At 66.6% G+C, this 18,144-nt stretch carries 13 protein-coding genes; all 13 read left to right on the top strand.

What is annotated here, in order from left to right:
• Positions 1-3 precede the first annotated feature (3 nt).
• The 13 genes from J2Y55_RS14740 (at position 4) to J2Y55_RS14680 (ending at position 18,137) form a co-directional block, all read left to right on the top strand.
• Entirely contained in the window at positions 4-1,524 is a 1,521-nt protein-coding gene (locus J2Y55_RS14740) for an alkaline phosphatase family protein (protein WP_310154313.1), read from the top strand.
• Between the two features lie 192 nt (positions 1,525-1,716).
• Positions 1,717-2,847, top strand: coding sequence for an extracellular solute-binding protein (locus J2Y55_RS14735; protein WP_310154311.1), 1,131 nt, complete (start codon positions 1,717-1,719; stop codon positions 2,845-2,847).
• Positions 2,848-3,049: 202 nt separating this feature from the next.
• Entirely contained in the window at positions 3,050-4,147 is a 1,098-nt protein-coding gene (locus J2Y55_RS14730) for an ABC transporter ATP-binding protein (protein WP_310154308.1), read from the top strand.
• Positions 4,148-4,151: 4 nt separating this feature from the next.
• Entirely contained in the window at positions 4,152-5,072 is a 921-nt protein-coding gene (locus tag J2Y55_RS14725; protein ID WP_310154306.1) for an ABC transporter permease, read from the top strand.
• On the top strand, positions 5,069-6,292 hold the full coding sequence (locus J2Y55_RS14720; protein ID WP_310154305.1) for an ABC transporter permease: 1,224 nt from the start codon (positions 5,069-5,071) through the stop codon (positions 6,290-6,292). The genes J2Y55_RS14725 and J2Y55_RS14720 overlap by 4 nt, the downstream gene beginning before the upstream one ends.
• A 242-nt stretch (positions 6,293-6,534) precedes the next feature.
• The gene (locus tag J2Y55_RS14715) at positions 6,535-7,422 is read left to right on the top strand and encodes an ImuA family protein (RefSeq protein WP_310154303.1); all 888 of its coding nucleotides are present in this window, start codon (positions 6,535-6,537) and stop codon (positions 7,420-7,422) included.
• Positions 7,328-8,872 (top strand): Y-family DNA polymerase, encoded by a 1,545-nt coding sequence (locus J2Y55_RS14710; protein WP_310154301.1) that lies wholly within the window; start codon positions 7,328-7,330, stop codon positions 8,870-8,872. The genes J2Y55_RS14715 and J2Y55_RS14710 overlap by 95 nt, the downstream gene beginning before the upstream one ends.
• Before the next feature lie 10 nt (positions 8,873-8,882).
• Positions 8,883-12,323, top strand: a complete 3,441-nt coding sequence (locus J2Y55_RS14705; protein WP_310154299.1) for an error-prone DNA polymerase — start codon at positions 8,883-8,885, stop codon at positions 12,321-12,323.
• Between the two features lie 173 nt (positions 12,324-12,496).
• Positions 12,497-14,095, top strand: coding sequence for an ABC transporter substrate-binding protein (locus J2Y55_RS14700; protein WP_310154297.1), 1,599 nt, complete (start codon positions 12,497-12,499; stop codon positions 14,093-14,095).
• 164 nt (positions 14,096-14,259) lie between these two features.
• Positions 14,260-15,213: an ABC transporter permease gene (locus J2Y55_RS14695; RefSeq protein ID WP_069691260.1), complete on the top strand. Its 954-nt coding sequence runs from the start codon at positions 14,260-14,262 to the stop codon at positions 15,211-15,213.
• A gap of 1 nt (position 15,214) precedes the next feature.
• Positions 15,215-16,105, top strand: a complete 891-nt coding sequence (locus J2Y55_RS14690) for an ABC transporter permease (RefSeq protein WP_310154295.1) — start codon at positions 15,215-15,217, stop codon at positions 16,103-16,105.
• A gap of 2 nt (positions 16,106-16,107) precedes the next feature.
• On the top strand, positions 16,108-17,145 hold the full coding sequence (locus J2Y55_RS14685; protein WP_310154293.1) for an ABC transporter ATP-binding protein: 1,038 nt from the start codon (positions 16,108-16,110) through the stop codon (positions 17,143-17,145).
• The gene (locus J2Y55_RS14680) at positions 17,142-18,137 is read left to right on the top strand and encodes an ABC transporter ATP-binding protein (protein WP_310154291.1); all 996 of its coding nucleotides are present in this window, start codon (positions 17,142-17,144) and stop codon (positions 18,135-18,137) included. Before J2Y55_RS14685 ends, J2Y55_RS14680 begins: the two co-directional genes overlap by 4 nt.
• Positions 18,138-18,144: the final 7 nt, after the last annotated feature.

The following is an 18,144-nucleotide window of genomic DNA, read 5'->3' as shown; positions in this document are numbered from 1 at the left end:
GGCATGAAGCCCAACCTCCTCCTGATCACCGCCGACCAATGGCGCGGCGACTGTCTCTCGGCCGTCGGCCATCCTTGCGTGCGGACGCCGAATGTCGATGCGCTGGCAGCCGAGGGCGTGCTGTTCGCGCGGCATTTTGCCGGGGCTGCGCCCTGCTCGCCGGCGCGGGCGGCGCTCTATACCGGCCTCTATCAGATGAATCATCGCGTCTGCCGCAATGGTTCGCCATTGGATGATCGCTTCGACAACCTCGCCCGGCTGGGGCGCAGGGCGGGCTATGACCCGACGCTGTTCGGCTACACCGATGTCTCGCTCGATCCCCGGACCCTGCCGCCGGGAGACCCGCATCTGACGACCTATGAGGGCGTGCTGCCGGGCTTTTCCGTGCGCGAATTGCTGCCCGAGCACGAAAAGCCCTGGCTGTCCTGGCTCCGCTCGCGTGGGCATGAGAGCGCGACCGATCGCGGCGTGCATGCGCCGACAGGGCAGGGAGCCGATGTCGGCAACGCGCCTCCGGCCTATGGCCGGGACGAAACCCAGACCGCCTATCTGACCGATGCTTTCCTGCGCTGGCGCTCCGAGCAGGAGGCGCCCTGGTTCGCGCATCTCTCCTTCCTGAGGCCGCATCCGCCCTTCGTCGTGCCGGCGCCCTACAACACGATGTTCACCGCGCAGGACGGGCCGGAATTCGTCCGCGCGCCCGACCGCGTAGCCGAGGCGGCACTCCACCCTTATCTTGCCTTCCAGATCGCGCAGAACACGCAATCCGGCTTCGTTCAGGGCGCGAGCGGACGCGTCCAGGACTGGAGCGCCGAGGAACTCGCCACGCTGCGCGCCACCTATTTCGGCATGATCGCCGAGGTCGACGCCCAGCTCGGCCGGATATGGCAGGGGCTGCAGGCGAGCGGCGAATGGGAGCGTACCATCATCGTGTTCTGCTCCGACCATGGCGAGATGGCCGGTGACCACTGGCAGCTCGGCAAGGGCGGCTTCTTCGAAGGCAGCTACCATATCCCACTGGTGATCCGCGATCCGGCCCAAGGCGCGCATGCCGGCCGCAGGGTCGAGCAGTTCACCTCGGCTGCCGACATCATGCCGACATTGGCCGAGCGGCTCGATCAAGCGCCCTTGAACCATCAGGACGGGCGCTCGCTGCTGCCGTTTCTGGCAGGGCAGGAACCGGCCTCCTGGCGCGAGGCTGCGTTCTGGGAGTTCGATTTCCGCGACATCGAGAACGGCGTGGCGGAGCGCCATTTCGGCCTCGGCTCCAACGCCTGCAACCTCTCCGTCATTCGCGACGAGGCCTATAAATACGTCCATTTCACCGGTTTGCCGCCGCTGCTCTTCGACCTGACGAACGACCCTGCCGAAACGCGCGATCTCGCCTCCGACCCCGCCCATTTCGCGGTCAGGCTGCATTATGCGGAGAGGCTGCTCGCGCTGAGGGCGCGGCATCTCGACCAGACGCTGGCCTATACGCATCTCTCCAGTCGCGGTCCGGTCACGAAGCCTTTCGACGCTTGAAGCCGGGCGCAGTGTCGCCGGCCTGTTGCAATCGCGCGGCAAGTCTACGGTCGAGGAAGCTGGACCCATAGAATTCGACCTGTGGCTCTAATCTTGCTTGCCTCTCCCCCATAACAATCCAGGGGCGCGCCGGTTTGAAGCCGGCTTCCGATCAGAAGCAGACGCAGCGCAACGCAATCACAGGGGATCACGATGTCCAACAAGCCTGGAACCGCCTTCGCCCGCCGTGACGTCCTCAAGCTCGCTGCCATGGCCGGCGTCGCCATGCCGGCGCTCATCAGCCGCGGCGCTCTCGCCTCCTCGGGCGAGATCAACATCATGATGTGGTCGGACTACCTGCCGGAGAGCTTCGTCAAGGGCTTCACCGAGAAGACCGGGATCAAGGTCAACTTCACCGGCATCGGCTCGAATGACGACATCCTCAACAAGATGAAGGCGTCGAACGGGCAAGGCTTCGATATCGTCACCCCGACGGTCAATCGCAGCCCGCTCTGGAAGGATCTCGGCCTCTTGATGCCCTTCGACATGAAGAAGGTCGCGATCGACAAGGTGAACCCGGCCATGGCGCTGGGCGAGACGCATTGGAATTTCGCCGGCAAGGGCAGCCATTGGCTGCCGCATATCTGGGGCACCGAAGGTGTCTCCTGGCGCACCGACAAGTTCACGCCCGCCGGCTCCGCGCCGAGCTATTACGACGTCTGGGACGACGCCAATGCCGGCAAGACGATGGGGCGCGGCCATTCGATGATCCTCGGCCTGGGTCTGGGCATGGAGCGTCGCGGCGAACTGGCTCCGGGCTCGGTCTGGGAGGCGTACAAGACGCCCGAGAAGATGACGGAGGTCTGGACCAAGCTGACCGAGGTCGCGATCAAGAAGAAGAAGAACATCAAGCTGGTCTGGAACGATGCCGACGCCCAAAAGAACGGCCTGCTCAATGAGGGCGTCATTGTTGGCCAGACCTGGGACGGCCCGCCGATCGCGCTCAAGACCGCCGGCGAGCCGGTGATGTATCGCGCACCGGTTGAGGGCGCGATGGCCTGGGTCGACGGCCTCTCCCTGCCGATCGGCGCCAAGAACATCGACCAGATCTACGCCTTCATCGACGCCTGCTACGACGCCAAGCTCGCAGGCGAGGCGATCAAGACCCATGGCTACAATTCGCCGGTCGTCGGCGCCGACAAGTTCGGCGGCGAGGTCTACGCCAAGAACTTCGCCGACGCCTATCCCGGCGACTCGCTGGCCAAGCTGAACCCCTGGCCGGCCGAGGCGCCCTGGTATGCTTCCAAGCGCTCGGAATTCACCAACAAGTTCATGAGCGCCTGAGGCACTTCTTTTGCCATCACTGCGCCGTCATCCCGGCCGGAGCGAAGCGGAGAGCCGGGATCCATTCCGGAACAGTTCAGGAATGGATCCCGGATCGGCGCGGCTTCGCCGCTTGTCCGGGATGACGGCGCGGTGAAACACCGGTGATTTTACCAGGCGAATAGGCCGCTCCGTCCGAAGCCTCCTCCGATCCAGGACCAGCATGAACACCAGGGACGTCGTCCTCGAGCACGTATCGATCCGCTTCGGAAACTACAGGGCCGTCGAGAACGCCCATCTCTCGATCAAGGGCGGCGAATTCTTTTCGTTCCTCGGGCCGTCGGGCTGCGGCAAGACGACCTTGCTGCGCTGCATTTCGGGCTTCGTCCAGCCGAGCGAGGGCCGCGTGCTGATCGGCGGCAAGGATATGAGGAATGTCGGCCCCAACAAGCGGCCGACCGCGCTGATATTCCAGAATCTCGCGCTGTTTCCGCTGCTCTCGGTCGCCGAGAACATCGCCTTTCCGCTCGAGGTGCGTGGTGTCGGGCGTAAAGACCGCCGCAGGCGCGCCGATGAGCTGCTCGAGATGATCGCGCTGCCCGGCACCGGCGACAAGAAGGTGCATGAGCTCTCGGGCGGACAGCGCCAGCGTGTCGCGATCGCCCGCGCGCTCGCTGCCGAGCCCGACATCCTGCTGCTCGACGAGCCGCTCTCGGCGCTCGACCTCAAGCTGCGCCAGCATATGCGCACCGAACTGCGCGCCATCCAGCAGCGCGTCGGCCTGACCTTCATCTACATCACTCATGACCAGGGCGAGGCCCTGACCATGTCGGATCAGGTCGCGGTGATGAATGCCGGCGTGGTCGAGCAGGTCGGCGATCCGCAAACGATCTACAACCGGCCCAAAACCCCCTTCGTCGCCTCATTCGTCGGTGAGACCAATGCAATTCCCGGCGCCGTCATGAGCCAGCAAGGCGCATTGGTGACGCTCGACACTGCGCTCGGCCCGCTCACCGGGCAGTCGGCGGGCGGGCGCGACTATCAGGCCGGCGAGCGTTGCACATTGTTCGTCAGGCCCGAGCAGCTCGCCCTTACTGAGACGGCTCCCGCGACGAATGCGATCGCCGCCAGGCGCGTCAACGAGGAGTTCGAGGGCTCGATCCGCACGCTCTACCTCAGCGCCAACGGGCTCGATCTCAGGCTTTACCGCATGAATGCCGATGCCTCCGGGCCGACGCTCGCAGCTGACGGCGCGACCAGCGTCTGGTTTCGCGCGGAGCATGCGACCGTTCTTCCCGCCGATCCGTCGCGGAGCGGCTGAGGCCATGGCAGCGCTTCGTCAACTCTGGAGCACGATCGCCGATCGGCACGGCCTGGGCGTCGCGGTCTTCATCGGTGGGGCGGTGCTGTTCTGGGTGCTGGTCCTGATCGTGCTGCCGCAATTGGCGATGTTCGACGTCTCGCTGCGCCACAACCTGCCGCGCCCCGAGATCGGCGGCCCGGCCGATGTCTACACCTTGAAGAACTACAGCTATTTCCTGTTCGGCAATGGTGCGCTGAACACGCTCGACATCGGCGTGCTGGTCAAGACCTTGATCGCCGCCGTCATCGTCACCCTGCTCGACATCGTCATCTGCTACCCGATCGCCTTCATCCTCGCCCATTCCGCCACCGGCGTCGCGGCGCGGATGATGGTCATCGGCCTGATCGTGCCCTTCTGGATCAACGACATCCTGCGTGCCTTCGCCTTCCGCATCCTGTTCGGCGCGACAGGCGTCATCAACGGCGTCGGCCAGGGGTTGGGCCTGTGGTCGAGCCCGATCGACTTCATCCGCGCCGATGTCGCGCTCTATGCCGGGCTTGCCTACACCTACACGCTGCTGATGGTGTTCTCGATCTACAACGCGGTCGAGACGCTCGATCGCAACCAGATCGAGGCGGCGCGCGACATGGGCGCGAGCTGGTGGCGGGTGCATTGGCGCGTGGTGCTGCCGGTCGCCAAGCCCGGCATCGCGTCGGGCGCGACCATGGTCTTCATGCTGACGGCGGGGGCGCTGGCGGCTCCGCAGATCCTCGGCGGCCCGTCGAACCTCTGGTTCACCCAGATCATCTATCAATGGTTCAACGATGCCGGCGACTGGCAGCGCGGTTCCGCCTACGCCACCATCCTGCTCGGCGTCTGCCTCGCCTTCGTCTTCCTGATGATGCGCGTCTTCAAGGTCTCGATCGGAGCGATCGGGCGATGACGCGTGGGTCAGGCGGCGGCCTTTTCGCATTCAGCTACGCGCTGTTGTTCTTCCTGTTCTTGTTCGGCCCGCTGATCATCATGGTGATCACGGCTTTCAACTCCTCGGCCTTCCCCAGGGTGGTGCCGTGGGAGTGCTTCACCACCGACTGGTTCGGCGTGCTGGTGCGCAATGAGCGGTTGATGAGCGGGCTGTGGACCAGCCTCGCGATCGGCGTCGCGGTGGTCGCGATCGCGGTGCCGTTCGGGCTGGCGGGTGCGCTCGCACTTGCCGATATCGGCCCGCGCCTGCGGGCCGGGCTCTACGCCGTGCTGATCACGCCGATCCTGATCCCCGGCGTCGTGCTCGGCATCTCGACCATCGTCTTCTGGAGTTTTGTCGGGCGCGGGGTGGGAGCCAGCTACGATACGGTCTTCTACAACGGCTTCTTCCTGACGCTGCTCGGGCAGGTCGCCTTCATCGCCTCCTATGCCATGCTGGTCCTCAACGCCCGGCTTCAGCGCTTCGACCCGACGCTGACGGAAGCCGCGCTCGATCTCGGCGCGACGCCGGGCCAGGCCTTCCGCAAGATCCTGCTGCCCTTCATGAAGCCGGCGCTGGGCTCGGCCGCCTTCATCACCTTCCTGGCCTCATTCGAGAACTACAACACCACCGTCTTCACCATCCTCTCCGGCAACACCTTCACCACGGCGCTGGCCTCGAAGGTCAGGCTCGGCACCGACCCTTCGCTCTCGGCGCTTGCCGTCATCATCATCGCGGTGACGCTGGTCGGGGCTATGGTCAGCGAGGCCCATACCCGCCGCCAGGAGCTTCTGCGCAGCGGCAAGGCCGGCCAGTCCCGGCTCTACGCCAACCCGCTCTCGCGCCTGCTGACGCATCCGGGCGCGGTCTTCGTTCTGCTCCTCGGCGTGACGGGCTTCATCACCTGGTCGGCAAGCCGCGTCGACGCGAATGTTTGCCGCGCCGCGATCCTGCAGGAGAAGCAGCAAGTGCAGGAAAGGCTGATGCAGGAGCAGCGCAACCGCATTCAGCAGCAGGCCCCGGCGCAGCCGGCAATACCGTCACCCTCCAACAACCCGTCCCCCTTCGGCGGCGCGTTCAATCCGAATTCGCTGGCGCCGCCGGCCCAGCCTGCGCCTCCGGCCGCGCTGCCACCGTCGAGCAATCCCTCACCCTTCGGCGGAGCCTTCAACCCGAACTCGCTTGCCCCCAAGAATTAGCTTGCCCCGAAGCCGTGACGGCTGCGGCTCAAAGGGCAGGCGGCAGGACCCAAGGGGCGATTTTGAGTTAAGCCCTCATCCTGAGAAGTCGCGAAACGGCGTCTCGAAGGATGTTCCAGGAGGTTCGGGAGCCTCAGGATGAGGGCTGAGGAATTTCGGACGATCTTCAGCCTCTCGCTCAAGCGACTCGCCTTCGCGCGGAGCACGTTCTATATAAGAACAAAGAGAGAACACGTATCCCGATGAACCCGAAACCCGCCCCTCTCGCCCTGGCCGATCTGCGGCGCAGCCTTGCCGAAGCGGCGCTGCGCACCGCGCCGGCTGCGGTCGGGCGTGTGAGCTTCGGCGTGCCTGCTCTTGATGAGCCGCTGGGCGGAGGCATCGCGCGCGCGGCGCTGCATGAGGTTTATGCGCCGGGAACGGCGGACCTCGCTGCGGCGACGGGTTTCGCCGTGGGGCTGACGATCCGGGCGGCGCAGATGCGCCAGGTCCTCTGGGTCAGGCAGGATGTTCTCGATGCCGAGACCGGGCGTTTGCACCCGCCGGGGCTGGCCGAGCTCGGTCTCGACCCTGCGCGCATCCTTCTGGTGCGGGCGCGCGATGCGCAGGACGTGCTGCGGGCCGGCGCGGAGGCCGCGCGCTGTTCGGCGCTGGGGGCGGTGCTGATCGAACCCTGGGGCGAGCCGCGCCTGTTCGATCTGACAGCGAGCCGGCGATTGGCGCTGGCGGCGGAGGCGTCCGGCGTCACGACGGTGCTGCTGCGTGCGAGCGCCCGGCAGGATGCCAGCGCCGCCCGGACCCGTTGGCTGGTGCGCGCTTTGCCGTCGCGAGCCCTGGAGGCCAATGCGCCGGGCGATCCGGCTTTCAGCCTCCGGCTGCTGCGCGATCGCGGCGGCCTGGGTGAGCGTGAGTGGCGTGTGGAGTGGGACCGTGACCGACAATCTTTCCACGAGAGAGCTGCCTTCCAGGCAAACCCTGCCTTCCATGCAAGACCTGCCTTCCATGAGACAGCCGGCAACCAGGGAAGAACACAGGATGTCGCGCCGCTATCTCGCCCTCTGGTTCCCTTTCCTGCCGACGGACCGGCTGAGGAGGGAGCGCGGGGTCCCGGCTTCCGGCGGGCGGGGTGAGCCGCCGCTGGTCGTGGTCGAGACGGTGCGCAACGCGCTCCGGCTGGTCGATTGCGACCAGAACGCCGTCAGGCTCGGGCTCACGCGCGGGCTGACGCTCGCCGATGCGCGCGCCCGGATTCCGGACCTCATCGTGGTCGAGGCCGAGCCGCAGGTCGATCAGCGCCTGATCGAGCGGCTGGCCGCCTTCTGCGACCGTTTCACGCCGCTGGTCGCGCTCGACCCGCCTCATGGCCTGCTGCTCGACATCACCGGCTGCGCCCATCTCTTCGGTGGCGAGGCGGCGCTGCGGGCGCTGCTCACTGAGCGGTTGCGGGCAGGCGGGCTCCATCAGCGCAGCGCGATCGCCGGGACGCCGGAGGCGGCGCATGCGCTCTCCCGCTTCGGCGCGGGCGGCATCGTGCCGCCGGGCGAGGACGAGGCCATGATCCGCCCGTTGCCGGTGGCGGCATTGGAGATCGGCGCCGAGACCGTCATCGCCTTGTCCCGGGCCGGGCTGAAATCGGTGGGGGACCTGGCCGAGCGGCCCTCCATGGTCCTGTCCGCCCGTTTCGGCGAGGATCTGGCGGTCCGGCTCAGGCGCACGCTGGGCCGGGAGGATGCCCGGATCACGCCGCTGCGCCCGGCGCCGGCATGCATGGCCGAGCGGCACTTCGCCGAGCCTCTGCTGGACATGCAGGGGCTGGAGACGGTGGTGACGCAGCTGATCGCGGAGGCTGCCCGCCTGCTCGAAGAGCGCGGCGAGGGCGGGCGCGCCTTCGAGGTCAGCCTCTTCCGCACGGATGGCGCGGTCAGGCGGTTGGGTATCGAGACCGGCCGTCCCTCGCGCGACACTAAGGCCATCCTCAGGCTCTACCGCGAACGCATCGACACGCTGGCGGACCCGCTTGACCCGGGCTTCGGCTTCGACGCGGTCCGCCTCGCCATCCCGGTCTGCGAGCCGCTGAACACGCATCAGCCCAGCCTGGACGGGCGCGCCGTCGAGGACGAGGCGGTGGCCGAGCTCCTCGACCGTCTGGTCACCCGTTTCGGCCGCGACCGTGTGCTGCGTTTTGCCGCGCGGGACACGCATGACCCGCGCCGCGAGGCGAGGGCGGTTCCGGTCGCCACCCCCGCGTCACCGATCGCCTGGCCCATGCCCGAGCCCGATGAGCCGCCGACGCGCCCGCTCCAGCTCTTCGAGCCGCCGCAGCCGATCGAGACCTTGGCCGAGGTGCCGGACGGGCCACCCTTGCGCTTTCGCTGGCGGCGCGTGCTGCACGAGATCGCCCGCGCCGAGGGACCCGAGCGCATCGCGCCGGAATGGTGGCGCGACGGGCCAGCCGAGCCGGCGCGCGACTATTACCGTGTCGAGGATGCGCAAGGGCGCCGCTTCTGGCTCTTCCGCGCCGGGCTCTATGAGCGCGAAAACGAGATGCCGCGCTGGTTCCTGCACGGGCTTTTCGCGTGAGAAACCTGGCATGAATCAACCTCTGAGCACTTACGCCGAACTCGTTGCCGCAACGAACTTTTCCTTCCTGCACGGTGCCTCGCCCGGGCCCAATCTGGTACTCAGCGCCCTGCTGCTCGGCCATGCCGGCATCGGCATTGCCGACCGCAACACGGTCGCGGGTGTGGTGCGCGCCTTCAGCGCTCTTGCCTATCTGCGCGAGCATGGTTTGCCGGAGCCCGAGAAGATCCGCGAAGGCGGCAGCCCGGGCGAATTTATCTGGGTCGAGAACCCGACCTTCGCCGATCTGGCCTTCACCGAACCACAGCTCCAGAGTATGGCCCGGGCCTTCAAGCTCGCGGTCGGCAGCCGGCTCGTCTTTGCCGACGACACGCCCGACATCGTCGTCTACCCCGCCAATCGCGCCGGCTGGGGGAGGCTCTGCCGCCTGCTCAGCCAGGGCAATCTGAGGGCGCGGAAGGGTGTCTGCATCCTGCATCTCGACGATCTGCTCTCGGATGCGCGCGACCTGCTGCTCATCGTCATGCCGGGCAAGCGCCATGACGCTCTGCCCGCGCTTCTCGCCCGCCTGGACGAGGCCGCGCCCGGCGCGGTCTGGCTGGCGGCCAGCATGCATCGCAAGGGCGACGATCGCCGCCGCCTCGCCCGGTTGAAGTCGATTGCGGCCGCGACCCGCACGCCGCTGCTGGCCACTAATGACGTGCTCTACGACGCCCCCGAGCAGCGCGATCTGCAGGATCTGCTGACCTGCATCCGCGAGGGCGTCGCCATCGACCAGGCGGGCCGCTTGCTCGAGGCCAATGCCGAGCGCCATCTCAAGGCCGGGCAGGAGATGGCGCGGCTTTTCCGCGATGCGCCCGATGCGATCGCGGAGACCGGCCATCTGCTCGGCCGCATCGAGTTCGACCTGGGCGAGCTCACCTATGAATATCCCGACGAGCCGGTGCCGCCGGGCTGGACGGCGCAGGGCTGGCTTACGGAGCTGGTCCGCAAGCGCTCGCAGATGCGTTATCCCGATGGCGTGCCCGCGAAGGTGCAGGCGCTGCTCGACCAGGAGCTCGTCTTGATCGGGAAGCTCGAATACGCCCGCTATTTCCTCACCATCCGCCAGATCGTCGAATTCGCCGATGGTGAGGGCATCCTCTGCCAGGGCCGAGGCTCGGCTGCCAATTCCGCCGTCTGCTATGTGCTCGGCATCACGGCGGTCGATCCGGCCGAGAACGACGTGCTCTTTGCCCGTTTCATCTCCGAGGAGCGGCGCGAGCCGCCCGATATCGACGTCGATTTCGAGCATGAGCGGCGCGAGGAGGTGATCCAGTGGATCTACGGGAAATACGGCCGCCACCGCGCCGGCATCGCCGCGACTGTGATCCGTTACCGGCCGCGCAGCGCCATCCGCGATGTCGGCAAGGCACTGGGCCTGACCGAGGACGTCACCGCCCGGCTCGCCGACACGCAATGGGGTAGCTGGGGCACCGAGATCGGCGCCAACCATGTCCGCCAGGCCGGGCTCGATCCGACGAACCCGACGATCCTGCGCGCAGTCGGCTTCGCGCTCAGGCTGCTCGGCTTCCCGCGCCATCTCTCGCAGCATGTCGGCGGCTTCGTGCTGGCGCGCGGCCGCCTCGACGAGATGGTGCCGATCGGCAATGCCGCGATGGACGACCGCACCTTCATCGAATGGGACAAGGACGACATCGACGCGCTGCGCCTGATGAAGGTCGATGTGCTGGCGCTCGGCATGCTGACCTGCATCGGAAAATCCTTCGACCTGCTGCGCGAGCATGAGGGTAAGGATTTGGGGCTGGCCGATGTCCCCAACGATGATGAAGCGACCTACGACATGCTCTGCGAGGGCAAGTCGCTCGGCGTCTTCCAGGTCGAAAGCCGGGCGCAGATGAACATGCTGCCGCGTCTGCAGCCGCGCGTCTTCTACGATCTCGTCATCCAGGTCGCGATCGTTCGGCCGGGCCCGATCCAGGGCAACATGGTCCACCCCTATCTCAAGCGACGCGCCAAGGTGGAGGAAGTGACCTATCCTTCGCCGTCGCCCGAACACGGCCCGCCCGACGAACTCGTCGAGGTGCTCAAGAAGACCTGCGGCGTGCCGCTCTTTCAGGAGCAGGCGATGAAGCTCGCCATGGTGGCGGCGAAATTCACCGATCCCGAGGCCAATCGCCTGCGCCGCGCCATGGCGACCTTCCGCAATCTCGGCACGATCGGCCAGTTCGAGGAGATGATGGTCGGGCGCATGGTGGCGCGCGGCTATGAGCGCGATTTCGCCCAGCGCTGCTTCGACCAGATCAAGGGCTTCGGCAGTTACGGCTTTCCCGAGAGCCACGCCGCCTCCTTCGCCAAGCTGGTCTACATTTCCTCCTGGCTGAAATGCCACCATCCGGCGATCTTCGCCTGCGCGCTGTTGAATTCGCAGCCGATGGGGTTTTACGCCCCGGCGCAGATCGTCCGCGAGGCGCAGGAGAATGGCGGCGTGGAGGCGCGCGCCATCGATGTGAACTTCAGTGTCTGGGACAATGCGGTGGAGCGGCAGTCGGCAATAGGCAGTCGGCAGTCGAAAGAAACGAAATCGATGTCGTTCCCGACTGCCGACTGCCTATTGCCGATTGCCCCTCACACCTTCGCCCTTCGCCTCGGCCTGCGCCAGATCGACGGCTTCCAGGAGGAATGGGGACTGCGCATCGCCAAGGCACGCGGCGAAGGCTATGCCGATGTTGAAAGCCTTGCCCGTCGCGCCAGGTTGCCGGCCCGCGCGATGCGCCTGCTCGCCGATGCCGATGCCTTCCGCTCGCTCGGACTCGACCGGCGCGAGGCGCTCTGGGCCGTGCGCCGCTTGCCAGATGACGAGGCGCTTCCCCTGTTCGCCGCAGTGCAGGCGCATGAATTGGGCGAAGAGCCCGCCATGGCGCTGCCCGTCATGCCGTTGCCCGAGCACATCGTCACCGACTACCAGACGGCGCGCCTCTCGCTGAAGGGCCATCCGATGGGCATGCTGCGGCCGCTCTTCAGGCGGGAGGGCGTGCTGAGCTGTGCGCAGACCGAGGCGAAGCCGGACGCCGCCTGGGCGCGCACAGCCGGCGTCGTGCTGGTGCGCCAGCGCCCGGGCAACGGCAATGCGGTCTTCATCACGCTGGAGGATGAGACCGGCATCACCAATGTCGTGCTCTGGGCGCGGCTGTTCGAACGCTTTCGCCGCGAGGTCATGGGCGCGCGGCTGCTGCTGGTCGAGGGCCGGGTGCAGAAAAGCCCGGAGGGCGTGACGCATCTGATGGCGCAGCGCGTGATCGACCGTACGGCCGACCTGCTGAGGCTCTCGGACACGCATCGCGTCGAGAGCGCCTCGACGCTGACCGATGAATTTATGCCCCCGCAAATTCCGCGCGGCCGCCATCCGCGCAATGTCCGTATCCTGCCGAAATCGCGGGATTTCCATTAGGTTCAGCCGCTGCCTATTTTAACGGCAGGTCTGACTGCCTTCCTTTTAGGCGCATCATTGCGCGACGGTTGCCTCGGCAAAGATCACGGCGGTGCATGGCGTTGCTCCGCCGCGCCGCACTGGCACAGCCTTTGCTCAGGCTTCTTCGAAATCATCCATTTCGGAGTTAGCTGATGATCCGTTCCGCTCTCGCCTTGTCTTTTGCCGCGGGGCTCCTGCTCGCGGCGCAATCGGCTTCCGCCCAGGGCACGCTGCGGATCGGCATGACCGCCTCCGACATCCCGCTCACCACCGGCCAGACCGACCAGGGCGGCGAGGGCATGCGCTTCATGGGCTATACGGTCTATGACGGGCTGATCAATTGGGACCTGAGCAAGGCCGACAAGGCCTCGGATCTCGTGCCCGGCCTTGCCACGAGCTGGACCACCGATCCCGCCGACAAGACGAAATGGACCTTCGTGCTGCGCGAGGGCGTGAAGTTCCATGACGGCTCGGAGTTCACCGCCGACGCCGTCGTCTGGAACCTCGACAAGCTCCTGAAGAACGACGCACCGCAATTCGACCAGCGCCAGGCCGCGCAGGGCCGCTCGCGCATCCCGGCCGTCGGCACCTACAAGGTGATCGACAAATACAAGGTCGAGATCGTCACCAAGACGCCGGACGCGACGCTGCCCTATCAGATCGCCTGGATCATGATGTCCTCGCCGGCGCAGTGGGAGAAGCTCGGCAAGAGCTGGGACGCTTTCGCCAAGACGCCTTCGGGCACCGGCCCCTGGCAGCTCACCGCCTTCCAGCCGCGCGAGCGCGCCGAGCTTTCGCCGTTCCCCGGCTATTGGGAGAAGGCGCGCGTGCCCAAGCTCGACAAGCTCGTGCTGCTGCCGCTGCCCGAGCCCAACGCCCGCGCCGCCGCCTTGAGGGCGGGGCAGGTCGACTGGATCGAGGCGCCGTCGCCCGATCTCGTGCCCTCGCTCAAGAGCGCCGGCTTCCAGATCGTCACCAATGCCTATCCGCATAACTGGACCTGGCACCTCTCCCGCGCCGAAGGCTCGCCCTGGAACGATATTCGCGTCCGCAAGGCGGCCAATCTGGCCGTCGACCGCGAGGGGCTGAAGGAATTGCTCGGCGGCATGATGATCCCGGCCGAGGGCTTCTATCCGCCCGGCCATCAATGGTTCGGCAATCCCAGCTTCAAGCTGAAATACGATCCCGAGGCCGCCAAGAAGCTGCTCGCCGAGGCTGGCTATTCGCCCGCCAAGCCGGTGCAGACCAAGATCCTGATCGCGCCCTCCGGTTCCGGCCAGATGCAGCCTCTGCCGATGAACGAGTTCGTCCAGCAGAACCTCGCCGAGGTCGGGATCAAGATCGATTTCGAAGTCGTCGAATGGAACACGCTGATCAACATCTGGCGCGCCGGCGCCAAGCATGAATCGTCGCGCCAGGCGACGGGCATGAACTACACATATTTCATCCAGGATCCCTTCACCGGCCTGATTCGGCATCTGCAGTGCAATCTGCAGCCGCCGGCTGGCACCAACTGGGGCTATTACTGCGACCCCGAGATGGACAAGCTCTTCGAGCAGGTCCGCAACACCTTCGATCCGGCCGAGCAAACCAAGGTGCTGCAGAAGATCCATGAGAAATATGTCGATGAGGCGCTGTTCCTGATGGTGACGCATGACGTCAACCCGCGCGCCTTGAGCCCCAAGGTGAAGGGCTTCGTTCAGGCCCAGAACTGGTTCCAGGACTTCTCGCCGATCTCGATGACGAAGTGAGGTGATGTGATGGCTGCGCCCGCGATCGTCGTCATTCTCGGGCGTAGCGAAGCGCAGACCCGAGAATCTCGTGACAGAAAGGCACTGGTTTCCGAGATGGTCGGGTCAGGCCCGACCATGACACGCGGGCCTCGCCGCGCATCTGGAGTGATGATGGCAACCCCATGCTGAGCTATCTCGCCAAGCGCATCCTCTATGTCCTCCCGGTCGCGTTCGGCGTCAGCGTGTTCTGCTTCCTGCTGGTTCATATCGCGCCCGGCGATCCGCTGACTGCGGTGCTGCCCCCGGACGCCTCGCAGGCGATGCAGGACGAGTTGCGCAAGATCTACGGTTTCGACCGGCCGCTGCCGATTCAGTTCGGCCTCTGGTTGCTGAAGGCGCTGCAGGGCGATCTCGGCACCTCGATCGCCACGGGCCGCCCGGTTGCAGCCGAGGTCTGGCGCGCGGTCGGCAACACGCTGCTGATCGCGGTGCTGGCGACGGTGATCGGCTTTCTGCTCGGCTCGTTCTTCGGCTTCGTCGCGGGCTATTTCCGCGGCTCCTTCCTCGACAAGTTCGCTTCGATGCTGGCGGTGCTCGGCGTCTCCGTGCCGCATTACTGGCTCGGCATGGTGATGGTGATCGTGTTTTCGGTGCAGCTCGGCTGGCTGCCGCCGGGCGGGGCGGGGCCGGGCGGTTCGGCCGCCTGGATCTGGGATTGGGAGCATGTCAGCTACATGATCCTGCCCGCCATCACGATGTCGGTGATCCCGATGGGCATCATCGCCCGCACCGTGCGCGCGCTGGTCGCCGACATCCTGAACCAGGAATTCGTCCCAGCCCTTCGCGCCAAGGGGCTGATGGATTTCGGCGTGTTCAAGCATGTCGTGAAGAATGCAGCCCCCACTGCGCTCGCCGTGATGGGGCTCCAGCTCGGCTATCTGCTCGGCGGCTCGATCCTGATCGAGACCGTGTTCTCCTGGCCGGGCACCGGGTTCCTGCTCGGCAATGCCATCTTCCAGCGGGATCTGCCGCTGCTGCAGGGCACGATCCTGGTGCTCGCGATGTTCTTCGTGGGCCTGAACCTGCTCGTCGACATCCTGCAAGGGCTGCTCGATCCGCGCGTGCGGAGGCGCTGAGATGACCACGCTCACCGAGGCCGCCACTCCCGTCGTTGCCCCGCTCGCCAAATCGCCGGGCTATTGGGCCGGCGTCTTCAGGCGCTTCAAGACCGACAAGGTCGCGGTCGGCGCCGGCATCGTCGTCCTGTTGATCATCCTGATGGCGATCTTCGCCGATTATATCGCGCCGGCCGATCCGACGCGCTCCTCGATGCTGCGGCGGCTGCGCCCGATCGGCACGCCGGGCTATCCGCTCGGCGCCGACGAGCTTGGCCGCGATATGCTCTCGCGCTTGATCTTCGGCGCCAGGCTCTCGCTCTTCATGGGCGTGGTGCCGGTCTTCATCGCTTTTGTCTTCGGCTCGCTGATCGGCGTCGCGGCCGGCTTCTTCGGCGGCAAGTTCAACACCATCACCATGCGCACGGTCGATGTGTTCTACGCCTTCCCCTCGGTGCTGCTGGCGATCGCGCTGTCGGGCGCCATGGGGGCCGGCATCGCCAATTCGCTGCTGTCGCTGACCATCGTCTTCATCCCGCCGATCGCGCGCATCGCCGAGAGCGTGACGACGCAGGTGCGTGGCATGGACTATGTCGAGGCGGCGCGCGCCAGCGGCGCCGGAGCCTTCACGATCATCCGCGTGCATGTGCTCGGCAATGTGCTGGGGCCGATCTTCGTCTATGCGACCAGCCTGATCTCGGTCTCGATGATCCTGGCCTCGGGCCTGTCGTTCCTGGGGCTTGGCACCAAGCCGCCGACGCCGGAATGGGGGCTGATGCTGAACACGCTGCGCACCGCGATCTACGTCCAGCCCTGGGTAGCCGCCCTGCCGGGTGCGGCGATCTTCATCACCTCGATCTCGTTCAACCTGCTCTCGGACGGCTTGCGCTCGGCGATGGATGTAAAGGGCTGATCATGGCTGAGAACCCGACCCTGGACGAACGCGACCGCGGCGGCGCCGGAACCCCGCTGCTCGAGGCGCGCACCCTGACCAAGCATTTCCCGCTTGGCCGCGGCGCGGTGGTGCGCGCGGTCGATGGCGTCGATTTCGCCGTGCTCAAGGGCGAGACGCTCGGCGTCGTCGGCGAATCCGGCTGCGGCAAATCGACGACGGCGCGCGTGGTGATGCAGCTCATCGCGCAGGACAAGGGTGAGATGCTGTTCGACGGCGAGATCGTCGGCGGGCTCTCGCTCAGCCTGAAGGAATATCGTCGCCAGGCCCAGATGGTCTTCCAGGACAGCTACGCTTCGCTCAATCCGCGCCTGACCATCGAGGATTCGATCGCCTTCGGGCCGACGGTGCATGGCGTCTCGAAGCAGGCAGCGATCCTGCGCGCCCGCGATCTCCTGGTTCGCGTCGGGCTCGATCCCGCACGCTTTGCCGCGCGCTACCCTCATGAGCTGTCCGGCGGGCAGCGCCAGCGCGTCAACATCGCGCGTGCGCTCGCACTGGGCCCGCGCCTCGTCATCCTCGACGAGGCGGTCTCGGCGCTCGACAAATCGGTCGAGGCGCAGGTGCTGAACCTGCTGATGGATCTGCGCCAGGAATTCGGCCTGACCTACATCTTCATCTCGCACGACCTCAACGTCGTCCGCTTCATCAGCGACCGCGTCATGGTGATGTATCTCGGCGAGGTGGTAGAGATCGGTCCGGTCGACGAGCTCTATGACGATCCGCGCCATCCCTATACCCGCGCGCTGCTCTCGGCGATGCCCTCGATGGACCCGGACAACCGGACGATGGAGGCGCCGCTCGCCGGCGATCCGCCCAACCCGATCAACCCGCCCGACGGGTGCCGCTTCCATCCGCGCTGCCCGCAGGCCCAGACCGTCTGCGCCAAGGTCAAGCCCGTGCTCGCAACAGCGGGCGAGGGCACGCGGCAGGTCGCATGCCATATGGAGGTCGCCGGCTCCGGCCATAGCCGCGCGCCCAAGCTGGAGGAGGCTGCGTGACCGCCCCGCTCGTCGCCCAGCCTCTCGTCGCTATCGAGAACCTCACCGTCCGCTTCCGCGGCGCGCAGAACGTCCATGCCGTCAACGGCGTCTCGCTGACGCTGGAGCCCGGCAAGGTGCTCGGCATCCTCGGCGAATCCGGCTCGGGCAAGAGCGTCACGCTGAAGACGCTGTTGCGGCTCCTGCCCGAGAACCGCACCGATATCGGCGGCACGGTCCAGGTCGATGGCCGCGACGTGCTGGCGCTGAACCCGCAGGACCTCTCCGATTATCGTGGCCGCGTCACCTCGATGATCTTTCAGGACCCGATGCTGGCGCTGGACCCGGTCTATACGGTCGGCGAGCAGATCGCCGAGGCGATCGTCCGGCATGAGAAGATCGGCAGGAAAGCCGCGATGGCGCGCGCGCTCGAACTGCTCGAGCTCGTCCGTATTCCCTCGCCGGAGCGGCGGCTCAAGGCTTATCCGCATGAGATGTCGGGCGGCATGCGCCAGCGCGCCATGATCGCGCTCGCGCTCGCGGCTCGTCCCAAGCTGCTGCTGGCCGACGAGCCGACGACGGCGCTCGACGCTACCGTGCAGATCCAGATCCTGCTGCTGCTGCGCCAGCTCCAGCGCGACCTCGGCATGGGCGTGATCTTCGTGACCCACGACATCGGTGTCGCGGTCGAGGTCTCGGACCGGCTCGCGGTGATGTATGCCGGCCAGATCGTCGAGACCGGCACGGTGCGCGAACTGCTCCGCGATCCGCAGCACCCCTATACCAAGGGTTTGCTCGCTGCGAATTTGCACGGCGCCAGGAAGGGCGAGCGGCTGGAGGCTATCCCCGGCGCGCCGCCCGCCCTGAACGAGCCGCCAGCCTCCTGCTCCTTCGCGCCGCGCTGCAAGCACGCTGAGGAGCGCTGCCACGCCGCCTTGCCGCCGGTCGTGACGCTGGGCGAGGGGCGCGTGGTACGCTGCGTCCTGGTCGAGGACGCGCTGGCTCCGGCCTGACGCGCGC

Source organism: Allobosea sp. BE125 (genome assembly GCF_031456075.1).
GTDB lineage: Bacteria > Pseudomonadota > Alphaproteobacteria > Rhizobiales > Beijerinckiaceae > Allobosea.
Note: the sequence above shows the minus strand (reverse complement) of the source record. Positions and strands in the feature narration are given on the sequence as shown.